This is a genomic window from Sphingobium cloacae (assembly GCF_002355855.1).
GTDB classification, from domain to species: domain Bacteria; phylum Pseudomonadota; class Alphaproteobacteria; order Sphingomonadales; family Sphingomonadaceae; genus Sphingobium; species Sphingobium cloacae.
The window spans coordinates 1,395,723-1,419,186 of sequence record NZ_AP017655.1; the positions used below are offsets into that span (position 1 = coordinate 1,395,723).

The following is a 23,464-nucleotide window of genomic DNA, read 5'->3' on the forward strand; positions in this document are numbered from 1 at the left end:
CGCCGCCAGGATATTGTGCAATTTCGGCCAGTGCAGGCCATGCCCCGACAGCCGAAAAGAGCCGCTATCCCGGCTTCCCGCGCATCAGATCAAACCGCTCGCTCTCGAATTTCGCGAGCAACAAAGTGCGAGCCATCGGCCGTTGCGGGTTCGGATTGGCGCTCCGCCGCATCAACCCTGGGGGTGCAAGACGGAAATCGCTATGCCATTTGCGCGATCACTCAGCCCAATGAGCGCTCCTGAAGAGCGGCCTTGTCAGCCATTTGTTGCTGGCGATCCGTCTCGCTCTTCAAAACCCGGTCGGCCATCGCCTGCCAGGCCGCTTTCGCCCGCAGGCAGCGCTCGCGCACATTGACCAGATCGGCCGCTTCCGCCTCGAGGCCGCATTGGGCGGCACGTGCCAGATAGAAACTGCTGGTAGCGGACATGGCGATCTCCGATCGGGTGGCAAGTGGGCTTCAGCCCAGCATTTCGGCAACGATGCGACGTAGGTCCTGGGTGGACAGGATACCCGTCAGCGCGGGTAGTTCCCGGGGCCGGGAAAGCCGCCGAAGCAAAGATTTCGGATTGGAATGGGTGGTCGTGGTGAATGTCTTGAAATTCATTATTGTCCTGGCGTGTTCGAAACGCTCGAATGGTTGGGGGGAAGTGAGCCGCACTCATATGGGCGGCCGCATGCAGTCCGATCGGGAACAGGATGGATTATCCGTTCACCCGCGCCCTTGTGGAGAAGACATCTCCCATGGCGCCGGACATGGTTCCTGAAAGCCGCCCCACATCCTTGTCCGCCGTGCGGACATGAATGCGGGGAACAACTCGTCCAGTGAAGCGCTGGCTTCATCCGGATAATCCTGCCCTAGGGAGATCATACCCCCGCGGGCGCTGGGCCTCAGGCCGCTTCGAGGCTGACGGCGGACTGTTTGCCACGACGATCGGTTTCGATCTCGTAGCTCAGCCGCTGGTCCTTGTGCAGCGTCGCCATACCAGCGCGCTCGACGGCGGAGATATGGACGAAGCTGTCATTGCCGCCATCTTCGGGCGCAATGAAGCCATAGCCTTTGTCGGAATTGAAAAATTTGACGGTGCCGATGGGCATGGATGTTTCCTTTCACGAAAACAGGTTATCCGCCCGCAAAAGCACGGGCGAAGCTGGTAGCGCGAGAAAGGAAGGAGGCCCCGAAGGGATCAAGTTCCGTCGCTGGCGACGTTAGCCAGCACGATATGGGCCATAAGCGACAAAAAGTCAAATCCGGACCTTTTCCCGCTCTGCCCCGCGCATCACCCGGTTTCCAATTTCCCGGAGAAGATGCACCGATGAAGACGGCCATCTGCAAGACCGGAAGCACCCGGCAGGCCCCTATCTTGCCGACAAAATCCGTCGCGGTTCCAGTTGCTTCACCCAGCGGTCGTTGAGAAAGGTACCGAATGGCACCAATGCAGCGGCAAATGTCCTGAGCCAGCCGAAGACGCCGGTTCGCCGGCCAGGCAACGCCAGCATCATCGTCACAACATAGGCGATGAAGGCAAGGCCGTGCATCCACCCGACCGGCGGCACGAGCAAAGGTTGCCCGGCGAGATATTTGAGCGGCATCGCCACAAGGAACAGCAGAACGGTGGTGATGCCTTCGATCAGCGCAACTATGCGGAACAGGCCCAAGAGCATTTCCGTCATCCTCCTTTCAATCTCCGTACGCCGCAACGCCAACCGCGCCACATGCCTATGTTTCCCGAAAACCCGGCTGGCAACCGGCATGTTTTTGGGTCCAGGCCATTACTGCTGCAACCCCCATCCATCCCGGGCGGGTGGCCTCCGATTTTCGATTTCCAATACTGCCCCTCAGCTTTCACGTCGCGACGAAGACCCCGTGCCGAGCAGCGGGAAGGATATTCCTCTCCTTATATCGATCTATTGCGCTTCCCGACCCAGATCCGGTCAGGTCGCAAAAGCCTCTTTTGCCCACGCAATCAGCCGCGCGCGATCCATCGCTCCGGCCTGCCGGGCGATCTCGCGGCCGCCCCTGAACATAATCAGCGTCGGGATGGACCGTATGCCGTAGCGCCCGGCAATGCCCTGCTCCGCTTCCGTGTCGACCTTCAGAAGCCGGACCTGCGGCTCCAGTTCGGAGGCGGCGGCCTTGAACGCAGGCGCCATCGCCCGGCAGGGGCCGCACCAGCTTGCCCAGAAATCGACGAGGACCGGAAGGCTTCCGCGGCCCACATGGCGATCGAATGCGGCCTGATCGACATCGACGGGCCGCCCCTGGAACAACGGTGCCCCGCACCGCCCGCAATGGGGAACCGAGCCGATCTTCGCGGCGGGCACACGATTGATGCTCGCGCAGTCGGGGCAGACTATCAGCAGGGAATCGGACATGGCAGCTTCTCTTCCGTGAAACGCGACCCCGCTTAATCGTTTACCCGTATGATGTAACCGTGTAAAAGAGAAGTTCAACCCTTGTCCCTTTTTCAGGAGTAGGAAATTTGGATTCGAGCGCGGACGACACCGCCATCTGTTCCCCTGTCCATCTCGGCGATGCCGCGCCCAATTTTCAGGCGCGCACGACGATGGGCGACATGAGCCTGTCCGACTATCGCGGCCGCTGGGTAGTGCTGTTCTCGCATCCCGCGGATTTCACGCCGGTCTGCACCAGCGAATTCGTCGCGCTGTCGCGCGCCCATGATCGCTTCAAAGCCCTCGACTGCGATCTGGTCGCGATCTCGGTCGACAGCCTTTATGCCCATCTGGGCTGGATACGCGCGATCCATGAGCATTTCGGCGTGGCCGTCACCTTCCCGATCGTCGAAGATCCCTCGATGGTCATCGGCCGCGCCTACGGGATGCTCGCGGACAATGCGCCCGATGCCGCCACGGTGCGCGCGACCTTCTTCATCGATCCCGAAGGCATCGTGCGTGCCAAGCTCTGCTATCCCGCGACCATCGGGCGATCGGTGGAGGAACTGTTGCGCGTCGTGGCCGCGCTGCAACGGGTCGACAGCGACAATGTGGTGACGCCCGAAGGCTGGCATCCCGGCGACGACGTGCTTCTTCCGCCCCATCAGGATCAGGTCGGCGCGCTCGACGCGACGCAGGATGGCTGCTGGTTCCACCGCACGCGCCCCGACAAGCAAAGCGAGGCGGGCAAATGACGACCTTCACCGATGCCCAGCTCGATGAGATCACCGATATCCTCAAGGCGATAGCCCATGACGTTCGCCTGAAGCTGCTGCGCACCTTGCTTGAGAATGGCGAAAAGTCGGTGGGCGAACTCGAAGCGCTGACGGGGGTCGGCCAACCGGGCCTGTCGCAGCAACTCGCGATCTTGCGCAAGGCGGAACTGGTGCAGACGCGCCGCGATGCGAAGCTGGTCTTCTACAGACTCGTGCCGGAATCGCTGGAAAATGCAGGCAAGCTGCTCGGCGCCCTGTCGGGCCTTTCCTCGAAGGAAGCGCGTCCGGCACCAAAAAGCACCGACAGGCGCATCCGGGGATCGGCAGCGACATTCGCAAGGATATTGTGACCCGTGGCAGCAAGCACCGCGGCCATTTGGTGCCGGAAAACGAAAGCCGGTCAGTCCCCGAGCCCGACCGTCCGGTCTTCGCCGGCGAGCGCCAGCGAAGCCTTGCGATGACTGACGACGACCAGCCCGGTCCCCGTTTCGCGCAGCCAGGCATCGATCCGACGCACGAGCCGCGCTTCCGTCGCCATGTCCAGCCCTTCGCTCGGCTCATCGAGCAACAGCCATGGTCTGGCCGCAAGGATGGCGCGCGCGATCGACAGGCGCTTGCGCTGTCCGCCCGACAGGCGCGCGCCGCCGTCGCCGACCCACTGGTCCAGCCCGCCCGGCATCGCGCGGACATCGGCTGCCAAACAGGCGACCTCCAGCGCGGTCCAAAGCTGCCCGTCGCTGAGGCCCGCGCGCGCGAGACGCAGATTGTCGCGGACCGTTCCCGACAATAGCTGGGCGTCCTGCGGCGACAGGGCGAATGCCCCGCGCACGATCTCGGGCGGCAACATGTCAAGAGGCTGGCCATCAAGACGGATGCCGCACTGCCTGTCGGCGGAACGGATGCCGGCGAGCGTTTCGAGAAGGCTGGTCTTGCCGCTGCCGGACCGTCCCGCAATGCCGAGGCGCTCTCCCGCCCCAAGCCGGAGATGCAGTCCGTCTCGATCAAGGACGATCGTCCGTGCGACGGGGTGGGATAGCTGCCCTGGCCGGTCTGGGATGGAAGGCCGGCCCGCCACATCCTCCAGGCGTAACCAGGCGGCCGCAACCGACGCGCCGCGCGATACGCCGCGCACATAGCCTGAAAGCGCTTCGATCGCACCTGCCGCCGCCAGCACGGCGAGGACCGTCATCGGCAGGGCCGCATGAGAGAGGAACAGCATCGCGCCCATGGCGACGGCCCCGCCCAGGACGAAGCCGGCGTCGATGGTCGCTTCGCCTCGCGCGAACCGCCGCCGTGCGCTGTCCAGTTTGGCCGTCTCCACCGCAAGGCTCCGCCCGATCGCCGGTGCGAGGCCGTAGGCAAGGATTTCGGGCGAAGCGGAAGCATAGTCCACCATGTTCTTTTTCAGCCTCGCCAGCGCCGCCGCCATGCCGGTCGCGGGCGTTACGAGCAGCCGGGGAGTCGCCAGATGCGCCCAGAGAACAAGTCCGGCGAGCAGCAGCAGCAACGCGAGGCTCGCAAGCGGATTGACGAGCCACGCAAGGCCGAGGCCGATGGCGGCGCCGGCGAGCGCGGCTGGCCATGCGGGCTTGCGAACCAGATTGTCTTCGAGCGCGCCGATGTCCTGCACGAGCCGGGTCACGGCGTCGCCCGCTGATAGCTCGCGCACGTCGCGCGCGGCCAGGATACGGTCGAACAGGCGCGCCCGGACCATGGCCAGCGCCATCAGGGCCGCACGGTGCCCATAAAGCCGTTCGCCATAGCGCGCGCCCGTCCGCACGATAGCCAGCACCCGGATCATCGCGCTCGGCACGAGATAGTTGAAGCCCTGCACCGCCAGCGCGCCGCCCAGCCCCGCAAGCGCGGTGGCGGTGATGAACCATCCCGACAGGCCCAGCAACAGGACCGCCGCGACCGTCGCCGCCGCGGCAAGCAGGCCCGCGATGCGAAAGGCGCGCCGTTCCGGGCCGATGGCGTCGGCCAATAATCGCTCCATGTCCGCGCGGCTCATGCCAGCACCATTTCGCGGTCGGCGATCGCGGCCAGTTCGGCGCTGTGCGTCGCCATGATGACCGTGCGGCCTTTGGCGGCCGACGCCAATATGCTGGCGATGCCGGCCGCCGATCCCGCATCGAGATCGGCCGTGGGTTCGTCGAGCAGCCAGAGCGGCGCGTCCTTCAGCAGCACGCGCGCTATTCCCACCCTGCGTCGCTCGCCCCCCGAAAGCCCCGACCCTTGATGGTCGAGCGGCAAGGCCAGTCCTTGTCCCCGAGCCTCGATCATCGGTCCCAGGCCGGCGCGCAGGGCTGCGGCTTCGACCGCCGCGTCATCGGCATCGGGGCGCGCGAGACGGATATTGTCGGCCAGCGTGCCCGGCACGAACGCGACCGATTGGCCCGCCCAGCCGATATGGCCGGGGAGCGCCACGTCAGCCACGTCCCGGCCATCGACCAGAATGCGACCCTTGCCGATGGGAGCCAGCCCCAGCACCGCATGGAGCAGGCTCGACTTGCCGATGCCGGTGCTCCCGCGCAGGGCGAGGCTGGTGCCTGCGGCCACGTCCAATGTGAAGGGTCCGATGGCCGTCTCGCCATAATCGATGACCACGCCGTCGAAGCGCAGCGCGGGCGGTCCTGCGATCGGGCTTCGGGATACGGACGGCGAAGGGCGCGCAAGCGCTGCAAGACGTTCCACCGCCGCCTCCCCGACCTGCTTGTCATGATAGGCGGCGGCGAGACGGCGCATGGGGAGGTAGAATTCGGGCGCGAGGACGAGGACGAACAGGGCCTCGCCCAAACCCAGCCTTTCGGGCGCAGGAAAGGGCAGGATGCCGAGCAGGTTGAATCCGCAATAGAGCGCGACCAGCGCCACCGACAGCGCCGCGAAGAATTCGATGATCGCACTCGATACGAACGCGATCTTCAGCACGTCGATCGTGCGCGAAGCGACGTCTCGCGTCGCGTCGGCCAGATGACGGCCTATGCGGTCTTGCGCGCCGAAGCTCACGATCACGGGAAGCGCGCGCACGCGATCGACGAACAGACCCGACAGCCGGCTGAGCGCGTCGAGCTGGCGCGCGGCGGCGCGGGCAGCGGCCGTTCCGGCCAGCGCCATGCCCAGGGCGAAAGGGACCAGCGTCGCGAGCATGATCGCGCCCGCCATCCCACTTCCGAAGCTGGCCGCAATCGCGATGATCAGAGGAGACAGGATCGCGGCGCGGCTTAGCGGCAAATAACGGGCATGGAAGCCGCCCAGATCCTCGATCCGATCGACGGCATCGGCTACCGCCTCGCCCAGCATCCTGCGATCTCCCGGCGCAGCGACCAGGACATGCGGGAACACCTGCTGGCGCCAGCCCCCTTTCGCGCGCACGGCTGCGGCCTCGCCTGCATCGGTCGCGCCGATCTGAATTCCCGCGCGAAGCAAGGCTGCGCCTATCAATCCGCCGACGGCGAGCAGAAGATCGCGATCATCGCCCTGCCCGGCCGACGCCACCGCACCGGCGAGCGCCGTCGCCATGAGGATCGCCGCGCCGCTATCGCCGATCCAGAAAAGGGCCGGGGCATGCCTGTCTATTGGCTTGATCATATACTCAGTTACGCGTAATGGCTAAACATCATCTTTTCAACCGACTCATGGGCTGGAACAGGCCGGGCCGGAATGCAAGGAGTCCAAGCCATGGACATGGCCGTGATCGAGCTCTCACGCCTCCAGTTCGCCCTGACCGCGCTCTACCATTTCCTGTTCGTGCCCCTGACCCTCGGCCTCTCCTTCATTCTCGTCATCATGGAGAGCATCTATGTGATGACGGGGCGCGAAATCTGGCGGACGGTCACGCGCTTTTGGGGCAAGCTGTTCGGCATCAACTTCGTACTGGGCGTCGCCACCGGCATCACCATGGAATTCCAGTTCGGCACGAACTGGTCCTATTTTTCACATTATGTCGGCGACATCTTTGGCGCGCCGCTCGCCATCGAAGGGTTGATGGCCTTTTTCCTCGAGGCGACCTTCGTCGGGCTGATGTTCTTCGGGTGGGACAAATTGTCGAAGATCGGGCACCTGTTCACCACGTTCATGGTCGCGCTCGGCTCCAATCTCTCGGCGCTGTGGATTCTGGTCGCCAATGGCTGGATGCAGCATCCGGTCGGGTCGCGCTTCAACCCTGAAACGATGCGCATGGAAGTCTCGGACTTCATGGCCGTGCTGTTCAATCCTGTCGCGCAGGCCAAGTTCGTCCACACGGTGAGCGCGGGTTACGTCTGCGCCTCGGTCTTCGTGCTGGGTGTCTCGGCCTGGTATCTGCTCAAGGGCAAATGGGTCGCCGTGGCAAAGCGGAGCTTTACTGTCGCGGCCGCCTTCGGCCTCGCTTCGTCGCTATCGGTCGTCGTGCTGGGCGACGAGAGCGGCTATGCGCTGACCGACAACCAGAAGATGAAGCTCGCCGCACTCGAAGCGATGTGGCACACCGAACCTGCGCCTGCGGGGATCGCGGTCTTCGGCATCCCGAGCCTGAAAGGCCGCGACACCCGATATGAAGTGAAGATTCCCTATGTTCTGGGCCTCATTTCCACACGCAGCCTGACCGGCGAAGTCTCCGGCATCTTCGAACTGGTCGCCAAGGCACAGGACCGCATCGAGAACGGCATCAAGGCCTATGACGCGGTCGAGAAGCTGAAGGTGGACCAAAAGGACATGGCCGCTCGTGAGGCTTTCGAGCGCAGCAAGGCCGATCTCGGCTATGCGCTTCTCCTCAAGCGTTTCGTGGCCGATCCTCGGGCGGCCACGCCTCAGGATATCGAGAAGGCCGCATGGTCGACCGTGCCGAATGTCCCGGTCATGTTCTGGGTCTTCCGCGTGATGGCGGGCCTTGGCTTCTTCTTCATCGCCTTCTTCGGCGCCGCTTTCTGGATGGCGTCGGTCCGCGGGTTCGATTGTGACAATGGCTTTTGCCGTGTCTTGCTGCGCGCGGCCGTCTGGATCATTCCGCTGCCGTGGATCGCGATCGAATTCGGCTGGCTGCTCGCGGAGATCGGACGACAGCCCTGGGCGATCGAAGGCGTGCTGCCGACCTTCCTCGCCGCATCGAGCCTGACCGTCGCGCAGCTCTGGACGACGATCATCGGCTTCACCCTCATCTACGGCGCGCTGGCGGTCATCGAAGTACGCCTGATGCTGGCCGCGATCCGCAAGGGCCCCGACGAGCATCACGCGCCAGCGCCGGCACCGGCGGGCCCGAGCGGCTACGCGCCCATTCCCGCGGAATAAGGAGAACAGGTCATGGCCCCTCCCATCGACTATGAAACGCTCCGGCTCATCTGGTGGCTGCTGATGGGCGTCCTCCTGATCGGCTTCACCCTGACCGACGGCTTTGACCTCGGCACCGCCGCGCTCCTGCCCTTCGTCGCGAAGACCGATGCCGAACGGCGGCTCGTCATCAACTCGATCGGCGCGACGTGGGAAGGCAACCAGGTCTGGTTCATCCTTGGCGGCGGCGCGATCTTCGCGGCCTGGCCGTTCGTCTATGCGGTCAGCTTCTCCGGCTTCTACCTCGCGATGTTCCTTGTCCTCGCCGCGCTCATCCTGCGGCCCGTCGGCTTCAAATATCGCTCCAAGAAACCCGATGCGGCCTGGCGCGCGCGCTGGGACTGGGCGCTGTTCGTCGGCGGGTTCGTGCCCGCTCTGGTGTTCGGCGTCGCGGTCGGCAACGTACTGACCGGCATCCCCTTCCGCCTCGATAGCGACCTGCGTTCCTTCTACGAGGGGAGCCTGCTCGGCCTGTTCCATCCTTTCTCGCTGGTCGCGGGCCTGCTCTCGGTCGCGATGGTCGTGCTGCACGGGGCGAGCTGGCTCGCGATCAAGATCGAGCACGGCGTGGTGCATGATCGCGCCCGCGCCTTCGGTCAGGTCGCGGCGGTTGCATCGATCCTGTTGTTCGCGCTGGGCGGCGTGATGGTTACGACCATGGGCTATGGTTTCCGCCTGACGCACGCCGCCGATCCGCTTGGCCCCTCCAATCCGCTGCTCTCCGGCACGGTTGCGGCGCCGGGAGCATGGCTCGACAATTATGGCGCGCATCCCTGGATGCTGATCGCGCCCGTCCTCGGCTTCGCCGGACCGCTGCTGGCATGGCTCGGCATTCGTACGGGCCGCGAGCTTCTGGCCTTCGGCGGTTCGTCGCTCGGCGCGATCGGCATCATTGCGACCGTGGGCCTGTCGATGTTCCCGTTCATCCTGCCCAGCTCGATCGACCCGGCTTCGAGCCTGACGGTCTGGAATGCCTCGTCCAGCCATGTGACCTTGTTCATCATGCTGGCCGTGACGGTGCTGCTGCTGCCGATCGTGCTGCTCTACACCGCCTGGGTCTATAAAGTGCTGTTCGGCCGCATAACCCTGCGCGATGTCGACACCAATCCCGACTATTACTGAAGGAGGACACCGATGTGGTATTTCAGTTGGGTGCTGGGCGTGGGCCTCGCCGTTGGCTTCGGCATCATCAACGGCATGTGGCACGAATTTCATGCCGATCCCGATGACGACGCGGTGGTCTGAACGCCGCTTGCCCTGATCGGCATCGGCAATGGTCAGCTATCGCGGAGCCTCTTTCCGCGATCTCCTTTGCGCCTCGCCTTCACGGCATGTTCGTCAGGACTGCTCGACAGCCGGCCCGAAGCGGTCGCAGAGCATGTCGATCAGCTTGCGAACATCTTCGTCGGCGAGGCTGTAATAAATCGTCGTGCCGTCGCGGCGGGTCTTGAGGAGCCCTCCTTCGCGCAACCGCCCTAGATGCTGGGAGACGCTAGATTGCGATTGCCCGCACAGTTCCACCATCTGCCCGACGGAAAACTCTCCCTGGGTCAGTCGGCACAGGATCAGCAGGCGTTGCTCATTGGCGAGCAGCTTCAGCACGCTTGCCGCATGGGCGGCGTGCCGGGCGAGTTGCGCAAGGGGCGTATCGAGCGGTATCATCTGGTTGCGGGTTTCCCATCATCGCGAAGCAGGATGTAGATAGCCGGAATAACCAGCACGGTCAGCAGCGTCGAGGAGGCGAGGCCGAACAGCAGCGAAATGGCAAGCCCCTGAAAGATCGGGTCCGTGAGGATCACCGCCGCGCCGATCATGGCTGCGGCGGCCGTGAGGACGATCGGCTTGAACCGGATCGTCCCGGCTTCCAGCAGCACGTCGCGCAGCGATTTGTCCGGCGTCGTCGAATGGCGGATAAAATCGACCAGCAGGATGGAATTGCGCACGATGATGCCGGCAAGGGCGATGAAGCCGATCATCGATGTCGCCGTGAAGGGCGCGCCGAACAGCATGTGGCCGATGACGATCCCGACCAGCGTCAGCGGCACGGGGGTCAGGATGACCAGCGGCAGGCGGAAGCTCCTGAACTGCGCGACGACGAGGATATAGATGCCCAGCAGCGCGACCATGAACGCGCCGCCCATGTCGCGGAAGGTGACCCAGGTGATCTCCCATTCGCCGTCCCAGAGCAGGGACGACAGGCTCTCGTCCTCCGGTTGGCCGTTGAGGCGGATTTTCGGCTTTTGCAGGCCCTTGCCCGCCCAGTCATAATCTTCCACCGCGCGATCGACCGCCAGCATGCCGTAGATCGGCGCTTCATAGGCGCCCGCCAGTTCGGCTGTCACCATGTCGGCATAGCGGCCGTCGCGGCGGAAGATCATGGGGCTCCCCGTCTCGGTGCGGGCATCGACCACGGCGCCGAGATCGATAAGCTGGCCGCCCGGAGCCTGCGCGACCGGAGTGCTCGACAAGGCCTGCGTCCAGCTTCGGTCCTTCTGGGCGAGCGCGATGGTGATCGGCAGCGGCGCGCGCCCGTCTCCGCGCGGGGCGTAGCCGACCGTCTGGCTGCCCATCAGCATGCCGATGCTGTCCGCGACCTCGCGCTGCGACAGGCCGTAATAGTCGATGCGGTCGCGCTGGAGGACGAGGCGCAGCTTCGGGCGCGGCGTCCCGACACTGGTGTCGACATCGACGATGAAGGGGACGGACCGGAAGATTTTTTCCAATTCGCCCGCCATCTTCTGGCGCGTGGCGGCATCCGGCCCATAGACCTCGGCCAGCAGCGTCGCCAGCACCGGCGGCCCCGGCGGCGTCTCTACCACCTTGATCGACGCGCTATCCGGCAGCTTCAGCGTCTTCAGCCGCTGGCGCAGGTCCAGCGCGATCTGGTGGCTCGACCGGCTGCGGTCGCCCTTGGGCAGCAGCGTCACCATCACGTCGCCCTGCTCGGGCTGCGAGCGCAGGAAATAATGGCGGACGAGGCCGTTGAAGTTGAACGGCGCGGATGTGCCGACATAGACCTCCATCGCCATCGCTTCGGGCAGGCCGCGCACGACGCCCGCGACATCCTCCAGTACGCGGCCCGTCCCTTCGAGCGCGGTGCCTTCGGGCATGTCCACCACCACCTGCATCTCCGACTTGTTGTCGAACGGCAGCAGCTTCACGGTGACGGCCTTGAAGTAGAACATCGAACAGGCGAGCAGCGTCGCCACCCCGACAGCGATCAGGAAGTTGCGCGCGGACTGGCGCGTGCCGATGACGCGATGCGCGACGCGGGCATAAAGCTGGCCCAGCCTGCCGCCGCTTTCGTCATGGCCATGGGCAAGCGTCTTGCGCGCGAAACGGATCATCAGCCACGGCGCGATCACCACGGCGACGAAAAAGGAGAAGATCATCGCCGCCGATGCATTGACCGGGATCGGCGCCATATAAGGGCCCATAAGACCGGAGACGAACAGCATCGGCAGCAACGCGGCAACCACGGTGAGGGTCGCGACCACGGTCGGGTTGCCGACCTCGGCCACCGCCTCGATCGCGGCCTGCGTGCGGCTGCGGCCATCGTCCATCGCCCAATGACGGGCGATATTCTCGATCATGACGATGGCATCGTCGACAAGGATGCCGATGGAGAAGATCAGCGCGAACAGGCTGACCCGGTTGATCGTGTAGCCCATGAGGTTAGACGCGAACAGGGTGAGCAGGATCGTCGTCGGGATGACCACGGCGGTGACGCCCGCCTCGCGCCACCCGATCGCGAAGCCGATCAGCACGACGATGGAGACGGTCGCCAGCGCGAGATGAAACAGCAGTTCATTCGCCTTCTCGTTCGCCGTTTCGCCATAGTTGCGGGTGACGGCGACCGTCACATCATCGGGGATCAGCTGGCCTTTCAGGCTCTCGACGCGCTGGAGAATGGCGTCGGACACCAGCACGGCATTGGCCCCGGCGCGCTTGGCGAAGGCGATGCTGACGGCGGGAGCCGAATCCCACTTGCCATTCTCCGCCTTCGCCCAGCGCCACGCGCGCGCCTGATCCTCGCGCGGCCCCTGCGTAACGCTCGCGACATCGCGCAGATAAACGGGCGAGCCGGAAGCGGAGCGCACGGTCAAAAGCCCGACCTCCTGCGCCGAAAACAGCGTGCGACCCGCGGTCACCGCGACCGCCTTGCCGTCCTCACGAATATTGCCGAGCGGAAAACTGCGGTTGGCCTGGCCCGCCGCCTCGATCACGCTGCCGAGCGGCACGCCATATTGGCGCAGCCTGGCGGGATCGGGGGCGACGCGGATTTCCTCCGGCCGCCCGCCGACGAGGAAGCTGAGGCCCACATTGTCGACCTTAGCGATCTCCGTGCGCAATTTCGAGGCCAGTTCATAGAGGCTGGCGTCGTTCCACTGGTCCCCCCCCCCCGGCCTGGGCGTCAGGGTCAGGACGACGGCAGGCACGTCGTTGATGCCGCGCACCGTCACCTTGGGATCGGGAATGCCGACCGGCTTCCTGTCCCAATTGGCGCGCAGCTTTTCCTCTATGCGGATCGCCGCATCCTCGGGGTTCGATCCCACCAGGAAACGCGCCGTCACCATCACGCCGTCATCCTGCGCCTGGGTATAGACATGCTCCACCCCGTCGACGCTCTTGACGATGGTTTCGAGCGGTATGCCCACCAGCTCGGTCGCGTCGGCGGCGGAGAGGCCGGGCGCCATCAGCTGAATATCCACCATCGGCACGCTGATCTGCGGTTCCTCCTCCCGGGGGATGGAAAGCAGGGCCAGCAGACCGACGGCGATCGCCGCGAGCAGGAACAGCGGCGTCAGAGGCGAGGCAATGGTGGCCCTGGTCAGGCGACCGGAAATGCCGAGGTTCATTGGCCGGTGGCCTTGGCGGGATTGCCGGGGACGAACAGGGTGTCGCCGGCGGAAACGCCGCTCAATATCTCGACCATGCCGGGATCGGCCGTCGGCGCGATCTGAACCGGCACCATGCCGAGGCGCTTGCCTTCGGTCACGATCTGAACCTGGTCCATGCCGTAGCGGGTGGTGACGAACCGGCGCGGCACGACCAGCGCCTTGCGCGTGCCGATCTCGACCGATGCGCTCACGCGGCGGCCGACGAATTGGGTTGAGAGGCCAGGCAGCGTCGCATCGACGCGAACCTGGCCTCCGGTGATCGCAGGATAGACCTGCGTCACGCTGCCCTGGTGCGACCCGGCAGGCACCCCTGTATCAGTGAAGATTGTGTCATCGACGATCACGCGAGCACCGGGGCGGACCTGTCCGGCGACGGATTCGGGAAGCATCAGGCGCAGAACGGGCGGCCCCGCCGTCACGGTCGCGATCGACATGCCCGGCGCGACGGGAGAGCCCGCGGGAATATCGGCGCGAAGCACGCGGCCGCTTGCCGGAGCGATCACCGCGCCCTGCCCCGCGACGCTGGCACTGGCGCCCTGCTGCGCACGCGCGGCGGCAACCTGCGCGTCGGCCGCATGGGCGGCGGCAACCGCCTGATCGAGCCGCGCTTTTGCGTAGACGCCATTATTGTAGAGATCGCGGATGCGTGCGAGATCGGCACTGGCGCGCGCGGCTTCAGCCTGCGCAGCGGCAGCTTGCGCGCCATAGGCGCTCGCCTCGTAGCCGAGCCGGGAATCGACGATCAAGCCAATCCGCTGGCCCTTCTGCACAGAATCGCCGGGGCGGACGGAAAGCGCCGTCAGGATGCCGGGAATACGGGCCAGCACTTCGGCCTGGTCGCGGGTGGCGATCTCCGCGCCGACCGCCTTCATGTCGGCAATCTCCTTGGGGACAAGCCGCACCATGTCACCGGCAGGCAATGGTGCCAACGCCTGTTCTTGCCCCACCTCGCTACCGCACGCCGATAGCGCCAGCATAACGCCAGCCAACCAGAGCCACTTGCCCATGCCGCCTACACCCCCTCCCTTTCGCGCTTAGCCGCCAACCACCGGCAAGCCGGCGTCCTTCCAGGCGCCTATGCCTCCGGCCAGATGCGTATCGACCGCCGCTCGCGCCGCCGCGCACTGGTCAAGCGCCTGGCCCGATCGTCGTCCGCCCGCGCATTGCAGCACGACGGTCCGGCCTTCGGGATCAGGAATGTCATGCGGTGAAAATCCCGACAGCGGCATGTTTATGGCGCCGGAAATGTGGCCGGTGGCGAACTCGCCCGCTTCGCGCACGTCAATCAGAAGCGCTTTTCCGTCCTTCAACATCGCGTCCAACTCGGCGGGATCGATCTCACGGTGGGGATCACGTTTGTTGAATCCGAACATGGCAGCCTCCATAAGTTTATAGATTGCATATAACGTGTAATAGTTATATTAGTCAATGTCCTTGAAACAGGAGGGGTCGCAGATGGGCAAGCCATTGATCGTGGTGTTAGGAGCGGGTCTGGGAGGCACGATTGCCTCCTATGAGATCAAGGCGGCCGTGAAAGGCCGTGCCGACGTAATGACAGTGTCGGACACTGATACCTACAGCTTCGTCCCTTCCAATCCCTGGGTGGCGGTGCGCTGGCGTGAGCCCGAAGCCATCCAGATCGACCTCCCACCGGTGTTCGCGAAGAAGAAGATCGGCTTCACGTCGATCGGCGCAAGGCGCGTCCATGCCAGCAAAAAATGCCTCGAACTCAATGACGGTTCGTCTATCAATTACGATTATCTTGTAATTTCAACGGGTCCCGATCTGGCGTTCGACGAGATCGAAGGCTTGGGTCCGCATGGCGGCCATACCGTCTCCGTCTGCCAGACCGCGCACGCCGCTGCCGCCGCCGACAAGTTCGATGCGTTCGTGGAAAATCCCGGCCCGATCGTCATCGGTGCCGTCCAGGGCGCATCCTGCTACGGCCCGGCCTATGAGTTCGCGCTGATCCTCGATACCGAGCTGCGCAAGCGCAAGATCCGCGACAAGGTGCCGATGACCTTCGTCACCGCCGAACCCTATATCGGGCATCTCGGTCTCGACGGCGTGGGCGATACCAAGTCGCTGCTCGAAAGCGAACTGCGCGACCGGCATATCAAATGGATCACCAACGCGCGCGTGACCAGGGTCGAGCACGACGTCATGCATGTTGATGAAGTCGGCGAGGATGGCGCGGTCAGGAAGGCGCATGATCTGCCCTTCGGCTTCTCAATGATGCTTCCGGCGTTCCGCGGCGTCCCTGCGGTGAGCAATATCGAAGGGCTGACCAACCCGCGCGGCTTCGTCATCGTCGACAGGCACCAGCGCAATCCCGCCTTCCCGGAGATCTTCGCGCTCGGCGTCTGCGTCGCCATCCCGCCGACCGGGCCGACGCCGGTGCCGGTGGGCGTGCCCAAGACCGGCTTCATGATCGAATCCATGGCGACGGCGATCGCCGCCAACCTGTCGCTGATCCTCGACGGCAAGGAGCCGACGGCCGAGGCCACGTGGAACGCGGTCTGCGCACGCGATGGGCATCCGCAAGTTGCGTTTCTGATCCTCAAGGAAAGGAGTGAGACTGATGACTCTCGATCGTGCCGTGATGGCGTTTGCCGGCTGCGTGGTGCTGCTCGGCATCGTCCTGTCGCTGACCATGCATCCCTGGTGGATCGCGCTCACCGCCTTTGCAGGCCTCAACATGCTGCAGGCGAGCTTCACCGGCTTCTGCCCCGCCGCCATGCTGTTCAGGGCATTCGGCATCCGTCCGGGGACAGCCTTCAAATGACGCTCAAGCGAGCGATCCCCTTCCCTCTGCTCGCCTGCCTGCTGGCGGGCGCCTCCCTGCCCGCGCGGGCGACGACCCTCCAAGAGGCGATCGCGGCGGCCATGAGCCATGCGCCGGAGATCGAAGCGGCGCGCGCCGATACCGACGCGGCCGACGCCCGGATCAGGGAAGCGCGTGGCCAGGGCCTGCCCAGCGCGACGTTGAGCGGCACGATCGGCCATGGCCGCCTCGATCCGCAAGGTTTCTTCGGCTTGCCGGCCGCGAACGTCACGCCTCGCGCAGCGCAGCTCACTATCGAGCAACCGCTGTTCCTGGGGGGCCGGGTCAGCGCCGGGATCGCGCAGGCGAAAGCGGGCAGCGAAGCGGCACGCGCCGGCGAAACCATGACGCGCAGCCAGATCGTCGTCGCGACGGTCCAGGCCTATGGCAATGTGCTGACCACGCGTCGCATGGTGGCGCTCTATGGGCAGATGGTCGCCCAGATGGAGGAGATCGAGCGCCAGGCCCGACTCCGCTTCAAAGCCGGTGAAAGCCCCAGCACAGATGTCGCACAGGCAACTGCCCGGCTTGCCGAAGCGCAGGCCGCCCTTGAAAACGCGCGCGGCCTCGCCGTTTCGGCCGATGCACGGTTCACCAACCTGACGGGCCTTGCCCCACGGGCTCTCCAGCCCATTCCGGCAAGTCCCGCCCTGCCCGCCTCGCTCGATGAAGCGCTCGACAGCGCGCGAGCGAACAATCCGGCGCTGGCGCAAGCGGAAGCTGCACTGGACGCCGCCCAGGCCGGCACGCGGGGCGCGCGAGCCGAACGCCTGCCCATGATCGGTGCCTTTGCCGAAGGGGCAAGCGTGCGCGATCAGTTCTTCCCCGATTATCGCTCCGACGGGGCCACGATCGGCGTGCGGGCGCGCTGGCAGATATTCGCGGGCGGGCGTGTTTCGGCCAAGATCACCGAATCGGACAGTGCGGCAAGAGCGGCCGATGCGCGTGTGCGTGCCGCTCGATCGGCTGTCGACGAACAGACGATCAGCGCCTTTTCAGCCGCGCGCGCGGCGTCGCTGGTCGAAGCCGCCGCAACTGCCCAAGCGCTCGCCGCCGCCCAGGCGCGCGACAGCGTTCGCCATGAGGTCCGCGTGGGCATGAAACCCCAACTCGATCTTCTCGATGCCGAACGCGAGGCGACCGCCGCCGCCGTCAACGAGACCCGTTCGCAAAGCGATCGCATCGTTGCCGCTTACCGGCTGCTCGCCCTTATGGGACGCTGAACTTCACAGGAGACGACATGCATAAAGACTGGCCGAAAATGGCTGCCGAACTGAACGGCGCAATCAAGGAAGTGCGGCTGGGTACGCCCGAGGTCATGCAGGCATTTTCCGCCATGGCGGCGGCCGCGACCAAGGCAGGCGCCCTCGACGCCAAAACGAAGGAACTGATCGCGCTGGCCATTGCGGTGGCGATCCGTTGCGACGGCTGCGTGGCGTTCCATGCCAAGGCGGCCGTGCAGAAGGGGGCGACCCGCGACGAGGTGATGGAGACGATGGGCATGGCTCTGTACATGGGCGCCGGCCCCAGCCTCATGTATGCCGCGCAGGCGGTCGAGGCGTTCGATCAATTCTCCGACTAGGAGAAACGATACATGCCCATGCCGGCAAATCGGCGGTATGACCGGTCGCCGATCCGCCCGCAGGTCCATGGGGAGACCCGCGGGCGAAACCAGTGCGGGAAGATGCTGTCCCAGCTAACGCATCTTCCCTCTCATATCAGCGGCGGACGCTCAGCGTGACGCCGAAGGTACGCGGACGGAAGGTACCCGAGCGATACCAGGTCGAACCGGGCAACTCGTGATACAGGCTGACCAGAGGCAGGCTGTTGGTCACATTGTTGATGAAGAAGCTGAGATCAACATTGCTGTTTCCACCCGCATCGATGCGCGCGCCGAAGCGCAGGTCGAGCTGCGAGGTCGCCGGTGGCCGCGGCAGTTCCGGATCGACCAGGATCGAGTCGAGGTCGAGCGGCTTGGTGATGCGGCTGCTATAGCTGAAGTCCGCGCGCGCATAGGCTTCGGAATCGCCCACCGGCTGGGTGAATTCGCCGTTCAACTGGATCGTCCACGGCGCCACGCGCGGGAAGGGCTCGCCTGCCTTGCGGACAGTGGTCCCGTCCAGGCCCGGAATCGCCGTGGTGTACCGCGCATGGGTATAGGCCACCGAGCCGCCCAAGGTGAGTTGGCGGATCGGCTGGACGGTCACGGAAAGATCGAAGCCGTCGATCTTCGCGTCGCCCAGGTTCAGCGCGGCGTAAACCGTGCAGAGCGGCAGGTTGAACATCGTCTGCACATTCTTCCAGTCGATGCGATAGGCCGAAGCGTCTATCACCACCTTGCCGCCGAACAGGCGGCTCTTGGCGCCGACTTCATAGCTCCAGATGGAGTCCGGCTTGAGGCGGAGCGTCGCATAGGGATCGAAGCCGATCGCCTGGGCTTCAGGCTCGCAGCGCGCGCCCACCGGCGGCGATATGCCCGGACCGCGAATGCCCTTCGATGCCGATGCATAGAGCATGGTGTCGCGGTCGGCCTGGAACGACAGGCCTAACTTGGGCGTCAGATTGCGAACCGTCACGTCGCCTGTGTCGACGCGCCCGTTGGTCGCATAGAGCGGACCGGCGGTGAAGCCGGTGAACTTGTAGTTGGCGATCGTATAACGCGCGCCGGCGGTCAGCTTCACACGAGGAACGATTTCATAATCCGCCTGCGCATAGACAGCGAACTGCTTGTCGCGATGCTCGTTGCGCTGGAACACGAAATATTCGTCCTGGTACAATTCGACTTCATAAAGGTCGCTCAGCGTTTCGGTAAGCGGTTCGCCCCTCTGCGCTTCACCATAATTGATGAGCTCGAGAACGCGCGGGTCGCTGCCTGCATATTGATCGCGTACATAGGATTTCTGGAAAAACGCGCCGACGATCCAGTTTAAGCGATCGGTCGAATTATTGTCCTGCAAACGCAGTTCCTGCGTGAAGGCGGTCTGCTTCGTGCGGCTGGCGGTGCCGGGCACATAATCCTCGAAACCGGGAAGGAATTCCCCGGAAAACCCGGTGTTGAGCGCCGTAGAAAGAGAAGCATCGTCGCTCTGGCTGCGGGTCTTGCGATAGAAATAGGACGTGTCCGACACCAGCGTCGCGGCGCCGAGGTCCAGCTCCATCTTCAAGGCGGGCAGGTAGAACCGATCGTGCAGCGGTTCGGGGATCTTGTTCAGGCTGAGCTTCAGATCGCCGGTATGGCGATTGGAGGTCGCCAGTTCGAAACGCGAACCATCGGCGATCTTCTGCTTCTGGTAGAAGAACGACGGCGTGATCGTCAGATTCTCGCCAAGCTTCGCACCCAGTGCGAGACGGGCGGAAAAGGTGTCGGAATTGTTGATGTCGCTGTCCAGCGGCTTGTGGGTATAGCGATCCAGCCGATCGATATAGCCGCCGTCATGACGATACCAGACGCTGGCGCGGAAACCGACCTTGTCCTCGACCAGAGGCGCGCCGCCCGCAAGACCGGCCTCATAGCTGGTCGCGCCATGCTGGGTCGTGGCGATTTCCGTACGGCCGTACACGCTGACGTCGTTATATTCGGGCTTGGGCAGGATGAAGCGGATCGCGCCGCCCACCGAACCGCTGCCGAACAGCGTGCCCTGCGGGCCGCGCAGCACTTCGAGGCGCTCAAGGTCGAACACCTGCGGATAGGGGTTGCTGAGCGACGGGCTCACGCCGATACGGGTCTGCACCGGGGTGTCGTCGATATAGACGCCGGTGGTGGGGATGCCCGAGGCGGAGTCGACGCCGCGAATGGCGATCGAGGTCTGGCCCGTGCCGTACAGCACCGCGCTCTGACCGAAGGTGACGCCCGGTGTGATCTGCGCGATGTCCGCGATCGAACGGACGCCCTGCTTGTCGAGTTCAAGCTGCCCCTTCGCGACGATGCTCGCGGGAACGCGGCTGAGGCTTTCCTCACGACGGTTCGCGGTCACGACGATTTCACCGATGCCGGTGTCCGCGGCCTGGGCGCCCTGCGCGGCATGCTGCGCATAGGCGGGCGCTGTGCCCACCGACAAACACCCAAGCGCGAACAGCGCATGTTTGAATTTTGCTGATTTCATATGAAAGACCTCCCTGAAATTTCTTTATAGCTAAACTATCGCAATAAATTTTATGATTAAACTATTTTGATAGGGATGTGCAGATTTTTGGCTGCTGCGTTATGCGTTGACGAACGAAACTGCGTGGGTGAGGCTTGAAGCCTGGCCGATGACGAAAACGCCTATGACCACGCCCGATCTCGAACCATTATCGATGCGCGTGGTCATAATCTTCCCCTAGGACTGAGACATTCTCTCTGTCGGCCTGCCAGCTTTGCCTGGCATGTTGTTGTCGCACTGACCGTGCGACGTAACGAATGCGCATTTTACCCGTCGCGCCGCGTGAGCTTGATTGCATAACAGGCCATAATATCTGCAAAACTGGCCAATTGCGGCACTGCCTTTCAGCCGGGCCCTCAGGAGAAATCGCGTCAGGACGCGGTATCGGAACATGGCTTCTCAAACATCGACGATCCGACGCCTGCCCCATTTGCACCGGCCCCTTGTCAAACAGCGGCAAATCGACGAGCTTCGCCTTGACCAAAAGACAGGCAAGAGGATTATCGTGGCCAAGAAGAAACTGCACCCCGAAACGCTGGCCATCCATGCGGGATGGCGCGCCGATCCGGCTACGGGCGCAGTGGCTCCGCCCATTTATCAGACCACATCCTATCAGTTCCAGAGCGCCGACCATGCCGCGCGCCTCTTCGCCTTGCAGGAGTTCGGCGGCCTCTACACGCGGCTGGCCAATCCCACGACCGGCATTCTCGAAGAACGCATCGCCGCCCTTGAAGGAGGGGCTGCGGCCGTGGCGACGGCCTCGGGGCAGGCCGCGTCGGCTTATTCAATCCAGAACCTCGCGCGGGCGGGCGACAATATCGTCAGTTCCACGGACCTTTATGGCGACACGTGGAACCTGTTCGCCAACACGCTCAAGGATATGGGGATCGAGGCGCGGTTCGTTGATCCGTCCGATCCCGAAGCCTTCGTCCGCGCCAGCGACGATCGGACCCGCGCCTGGTATGTGGAAACGCTCCCCAATCCCAAGCTGGTCGTCTGCCCCATCGCGGAGATCGCGGCGCTGGGCCGGCCGCTGGGCATACCGCTGATCGTCGACAACACCGCCGCGCCGATGATCGCGCGTCCGCTCGATCATGGCGCGGCGATCGTGGTCTATTCGACCACGAAATTCATCGGCGGGCACGGCACGTCGCTGGGCGGCATGATCGTCGACGGCGGCAATTTCGACTGGAGCGCCCATGCCGCCCGCCAGCCCCTGCTGAACCAGCCCGATCCAAGCTATCACGGCCTTGTCTGGACGGAGGCCGCACAATCCATCGGGCCCATTGCCTATGCCTTCCGCGTTCGCGCGGTGCTGCTGCGCGACCTGGGCGCCTGCATGTCGCCCTTCAATGCCTTCCAGCTTTTGCAAGGCCTGGAAACGCTGCCGCTCCGCATGGCGCGCCATAGCGAGAACACGGTCAGGGTCGTGGACTTCCTGCGCGGCCGCTCCGATGTGACGAAGGTCATTCACCCCTCCTGCCAGACCGGCGTGCAGGCCGAACGCGCGGCCAAATATCTGGTGGGCGGCCAGGGCGGTCTGCTCGGCTTCGAACTTGCTGGCGGCCGGGAGGCGGGACGGCGCTTCATCGACGCTCTGGAGCTGTTCTACCATGTCGCCAATATCGGCGATGCCCGCAGCCTGGCGATTCATCCGGCATCCACCACCCATTCGCAGCTGACCGCCGAGGAGCAGGGCGCGGCAGGCGTTTCGGAAGGCTATGTACGCCTTTCGATCGGGCTGGAACATATCGGCGATATATTGGACGATCTGACCCAGGCGCTCGACCGGGCGGCAGGTTGATGGCTGGTTCCAGTAAAAATCCCCGCATGCACTCTTGAAAGCGGAGGCAAAGCCGTCCAATCACGCGCTCGGCAATGACAGAGGATGAGCGCGGATGAGCTATTATGACGTTCTGATCGTGGGGGCGGGCCATGCCGGGGCGCAAGCGGCGATTTCCCTGCGTCAGCTTGGGTTCGAAGGATCGATCGGCATGATCGGCGATGAAAAGGACCTGCCTTATGAACGCCCGCCTCTGTCCAAGGAATATTTCGCGGGCGACAAGGGTTTCGAGCGCATCCTGATCAGGCCCGCCGCCTTCTGGGAAGAGCGCAAGGTCGACATGCTGCTGGGCAAGCGCGTGAAGCATGTCGATCCCGCCACCAAAATCGTCACGGCGGGCGGCGAGGAAATCGGTTATGACAAGCTGATCTGGGCGACGGGCGGCAGTCCGCGCATGCTGACCTGCAACGGCGCGGACGCTTCCAACGTCCATGCGGTCCGCCGCCGGGACGATGTCGACGCCATGATGGCGAAGATGGACCAGATCGGTCATGTGACCGTGATCGGCGGAGGTTATATCGGACTGGAGGCTGCGGCCGTCCTCACCAAATTCGGCAAGAAGGTGGTGCTGCTGGAGGCACTCGACCGGGTGCTGGCCCGTGTGGCGGGGGAAGAGCTTTCGCGCTTTTACGAGGCCGAGCATCGGGCCCATGGCGTGGACCTGCGGACCGGCGCGAAGATGGACTGCATCGAGGTCAGGGACGGCAAGGCGACCGCCGTGCTGATGCAGGACGGCGAGCGGATCGAGACGGACATGGTGATCGTCGGCATCGGCATCGTGCCGGAAACCGGTCCCCTGATCGCGGCGGGCGCGGTCGGCGGGAACGGTGTCGACGTGGACGAATATTGCCGCACCAGCCTGCCCGATGTCTATGCCGTGGGCGATTGCGCGGCGCATGCCAACCGCTTTGCGCGAGGCGCGCAGCTTCGCCTGGAATCCGTGCAGAATGCCAATGACCAGGCGAAAACGGCGGTGGCGCACATCATGGGCAAGGAAGAAGCCTATGATGCGGTGCCGTGGTTCTGGTCGAACCAATATGATCTGAAATTGCAGACGGTGGGGCTGTCGACCGGGCATGACCAGGCCATCCTGCGCGGCGATCCCGCAACGCGCAGCTTTTCCGTGCTTTACCTGAAGGGCGGCAAGCTGATCGCGCTGGATTGCGTCAATGCCGTGAAGGATTATGTGCAGGGACGCGCCCATGTGTTGTCCGGCGCGGCGCTGGATCAGGCGCAACTGGCGGATTCATCCGTCCCGCTCAAGGAAGTGGGTCTGGCGTAG

The 23,464-nt window shown here is 64.3% G+C and carries 20 protein-coding genes and 2 pseudogenes; 11 read left to right on the forward strand and 11 right to left on the reverse strand.

From position 1 onward, the window contains the following. Nucleotides 1–221 precede the first annotated feature (221 nt). The 4 genes from SCLO_RS06805 to trxC form a co-directional block, all read right to left on the reverse strand. Nucleotides 222–428: a hypothetical protein gene (locus tag SCLO_RS06805; RefSeq protein WP_066522009.1), complete on the reverse strand. Its 207-nt coding sequence runs from the start codon at nucleotides 426–428 to the stop codon at nucleotides 222–224. Between the two features lie 461 nt (nucleotides 429–889). Next, nucleotides 890–1,096, reverse strand: a complete 207-nt coding sequence (locus SCLO_RS06810) for a cold-shock protein (RefSeq protein WP_066522008.1) — start codon at nucleotides 1,094–1,096, stop codon at nucleotides 890–892. A gap of 261 nt (nucleotides 1,097–1,357) precedes the next feature. After that, nucleotides 1,358–1,672, reverse strand: coding sequence for a DUF3817 domain-containing protein (locus SCLO_RS06815; protein ID WP_066522006.1), 315 nt, complete (start codon nucleotides 1,670–1,672; stop codon nucleotides 1,358–1,360). A gap of 261 nt (nucleotides 1,673–1,933) precedes the next feature. Continuing rightward, complete coding sequence (gene trxC, locus SCLO_RS06820) at nucleotides 1,934–2,374, reverse strand: thioredoxin TrxC (protein WP_066522000.1); 441 nt, start codon at nucleotides 2,372–2,374, stop codon at nucleotides 1,934–1,936. Nucleotides 2,375–2,565: 191 nt separating this feature from the next. Between trxC and SCLO_RS06825 the strand changes: the two genes are divergently transcribed. Together SCLO_RS06825 and SCLO_RS06830 are read left to right on the forward strand one after the other, a co-directional pair. Continuing rightward, a complete protein-coding gene (locus SCLO_RS06825; RefSeq protein ID WP_407695327.1) occupies nucleotides 2,566–3,147 on the forward strand; it encodes a peroxiredoxin in 582 nt (193 codons plus the stop codon). Beyond that, a complete protein-coding gene (locus SCLO_RS06830) occupies nucleotides 3,144–3,518 on the forward strand; it encodes an ArsR/SmtB family transcription factor (protein WP_066521992.1) in 375 nt (124 codons plus the stop codon). The genes SCLO_RS06825 and SCLO_RS06830 overlap by 4 nt, the downstream gene beginning before the upstream one ends. A gap of 50 nt (nucleotides 3,519–3,568) precedes the next feature. Here SCLO_RS06830 and SCLO_RS06835 read toward each other — a convergent pair whose 3' ends face one another. Beyond that, nucleotides 3,569–5,179 carry an ATP-binding cassette domain-containing protein gene (locus SCLO_RS06835; protein WP_066521991.1) on the reverse strand — a complete coding sequence of 537 codons (1,611 nt, stop codon included), beginning with the start codon at nucleotides 5,177–5,179 and terminating at the stop codon, nucleotides 3,569–3,571. Continuing rightward, complete coding sequence (gene cydD, locus SCLO_RS06840; protein WP_066521990.1) at nucleotides 5,176–6,756, reverse strand: thiol reductant ABC exporter subunit CydD; 1,581 nt, start codon at nucleotides 6,754–6,756, stop codon at nucleotides 5,176–5,178. The genes SCLO_RS06835 and cydD overlap by 4 nt, the downstream gene beginning before the upstream one ends. A 90-nt stretch (nucleotides 6,757–6,846) precedes the next feature. On the opposite strand from cydD, the gene SCLO_RS06845 reads away from it, so the two are divergent. The 3 genes from SCLO_RS06845 to cydX are packed head-to-tail and all read left to right on the forward strand — an operon-like array spanning nucleotide 6,847 to nucleotide 9,717. Next, complete coding sequence (locus SCLO_RS06845; protein WP_066521989.1) at nucleotides 6,847–8,433, forward strand: cytochrome ubiquinol oxidase subunit I; 1,587 nt, start codon at nucleotides 6,847–6,849, stop codon at nucleotides 8,431–8,433. A 12-nt stretch (nucleotides 8,434–8,445) separates the two neighbouring features. Then, on the forward strand, nucleotides 8,446–9,594 hold the full coding sequence (cydB, locus tag SCLO_RS06850) for a cytochrome d ubiquinol oxidase subunit II (RefSeq protein WP_096362104.1): 1,149 nt from the start codon (nucleotides 8,446–8,448) through the stop codon (nucleotides 9,592–9,594). A gap of 12 nt (nucleotides 9,595–9,606) precedes the next feature. Next, nucleotides 9,607–9,717, forward strand: a complete 111-nt coding sequence (cydX, locus tag SCLO_RS06855; protein ID WP_083949071.1) for a cytochrome bd-I oxidase subunit CydX — start codon at nucleotides 9,607–9,609, stop codon at nucleotides 9,715–9,717. A 93-nt stretch (nucleotides 9,718–9,810) separates the two neighbouring features. On the opposite strand, the gene SCLO_RS06860 is transcribed toward cydX, so the two are convergent. From SCLO_RS06860 to SCLO_RS06875, 4 genes are read right to left on the reverse strand one after another with little or no spacing between them, the layout of a single operon-like run. Then, nucleotides 9,811–10,134, reverse strand: coding sequence for an ArsR/SmtB family transcription factor (locus SCLO_RS06860; protein ID WP_066517033.1), 324 nt, complete (start codon nucleotides 10,132–10,134; stop codon nucleotides 9,811–9,813). Further along, nucleotides 10,131–13,331 (reverse strand): efflux RND transporter permease subunit, encoded by a 3,201-nt coding sequence (locus tag SCLO_RS06865; protein ID WP_066517032.1) that lies wholly within the window; start codon nucleotides 13,329–13,331, stop codon nucleotides 10,131–10,133. The genes SCLO_RS06860 and SCLO_RS06865 overlap by 4 nt, the downstream gene beginning before the upstream one ends. Further along, a complete protein-coding gene (locus SCLO_RS06870) occupies nucleotides 13,328–14,380 on the reverse strand; it encodes an efflux RND transporter periplasmic adaptor subunit (RefSeq protein WP_066517031.1) in 1,053 nt (350 codons plus the stop codon). Before SCLO_RS06870 ends, SCLO_RS06865 begins: the two co-directional genes overlap by 4 nt. A 27-nt stretch (nucleotides 14,381–14,407) precedes the next feature. Then, nucleotides 14,408–14,746, reverse strand: coding sequence for a rhodanese-like domain-containing protein (locus tag SCLO_RS06875; RefSeq protein WP_066517053.1), 339 nt, complete (start codon nucleotides 14,744–14,746; stop codon nucleotides 14,408–14,410). Between the two features lie 82 nt (nucleotides 14,747–14,828). On the opposite strand from SCLO_RS06875, the pseudogene SCLO_RS06880 reads away from it, so the two are divergent. The 4 genes and pseudogenes from SCLO_RS06880 to SCLO_RS06895 form a co-directional block, all read left to right on the forward strand. After that, nucleotides 14,829–15,695 (forward strand): annotated as a pseudogene (locus SCLO_RS06880) (NAD(P)/FAD-dependent oxidoreductase); the annotation flags it as partial. A 259-nt stretch (nucleotides 15,696–15,954) separates the two neighbouring features. Next, entirely contained in the window at nucleotides 15,955–16,158 is a 204-nt protein-coding gene (locus SCLO_RS06885; protein WP_083949073.1) for a YgaP family membrane protein, read from the forward strand. Nucleotides 16,159–16,286: 128 nt separating this feature from the next. Further along, nucleotides 16,287–17,420: pseudogene (locus SCLO_RS06890) on the forward strand (TolC family protein); the annotation flags it as partial. Between the two features lie 17 nt (nucleotides 17,421–17,437). Beyond that, a complete protein-coding gene (locus SCLO_RS06895; RefSeq protein ID WP_066517029.1) occupies nucleotides 17,438–17,779 on the forward strand; it encodes a carboxymuconolactone decarboxylase family protein in 342 nt (113 codons plus the stop codon). 136 nt (nucleotides 17,780–17,915) lie between these two features. Here SCLO_RS06895 and SCLO_RS06900 read toward each other — a convergent pair whose 3' ends face one another. Next, nucleotides 17,916–20,300, reverse strand: a complete 2,385-nt coding sequence (locus SCLO_RS06900; RefSeq protein ID WP_066517028.1) for a TonB-dependent receptor — start codon at nucleotides 20,298–20,300, stop codon at nucleotides 17,916–17,918. Between the two features lie 544 nt (nucleotides 20,301–20,844). Here SCLO_RS06900 and SCLO_RS06905 point away from each other — a divergent pair. Together SCLO_RS06905 and SCLO_RS06910 are read left to right on the forward strand one after the other, a co-directional pair. Continuing rightward, a complete protein-coding gene (locus tag SCLO_RS06905; RefSeq protein WP_066517050.1) occupies nucleotides 20,845–22,143 on the forward strand; it encodes an O-acetylhomoserine aminocarboxypropyltransferase/cysteine synthase family protein in 1,299 nt (432 codons plus the stop codon). A 94-nt stretch (nucleotides 22,144–22,237) separates the two neighbouring features. Then, entirely contained in the window at nucleotides 22,238–23,464 is a 1,227-nt protein-coding gene (locus tag SCLO_RS06910) for an NAD(P)/FAD-dependent oxidoreductase (RefSeq protein ID WP_066517027.1), read from the forward strand.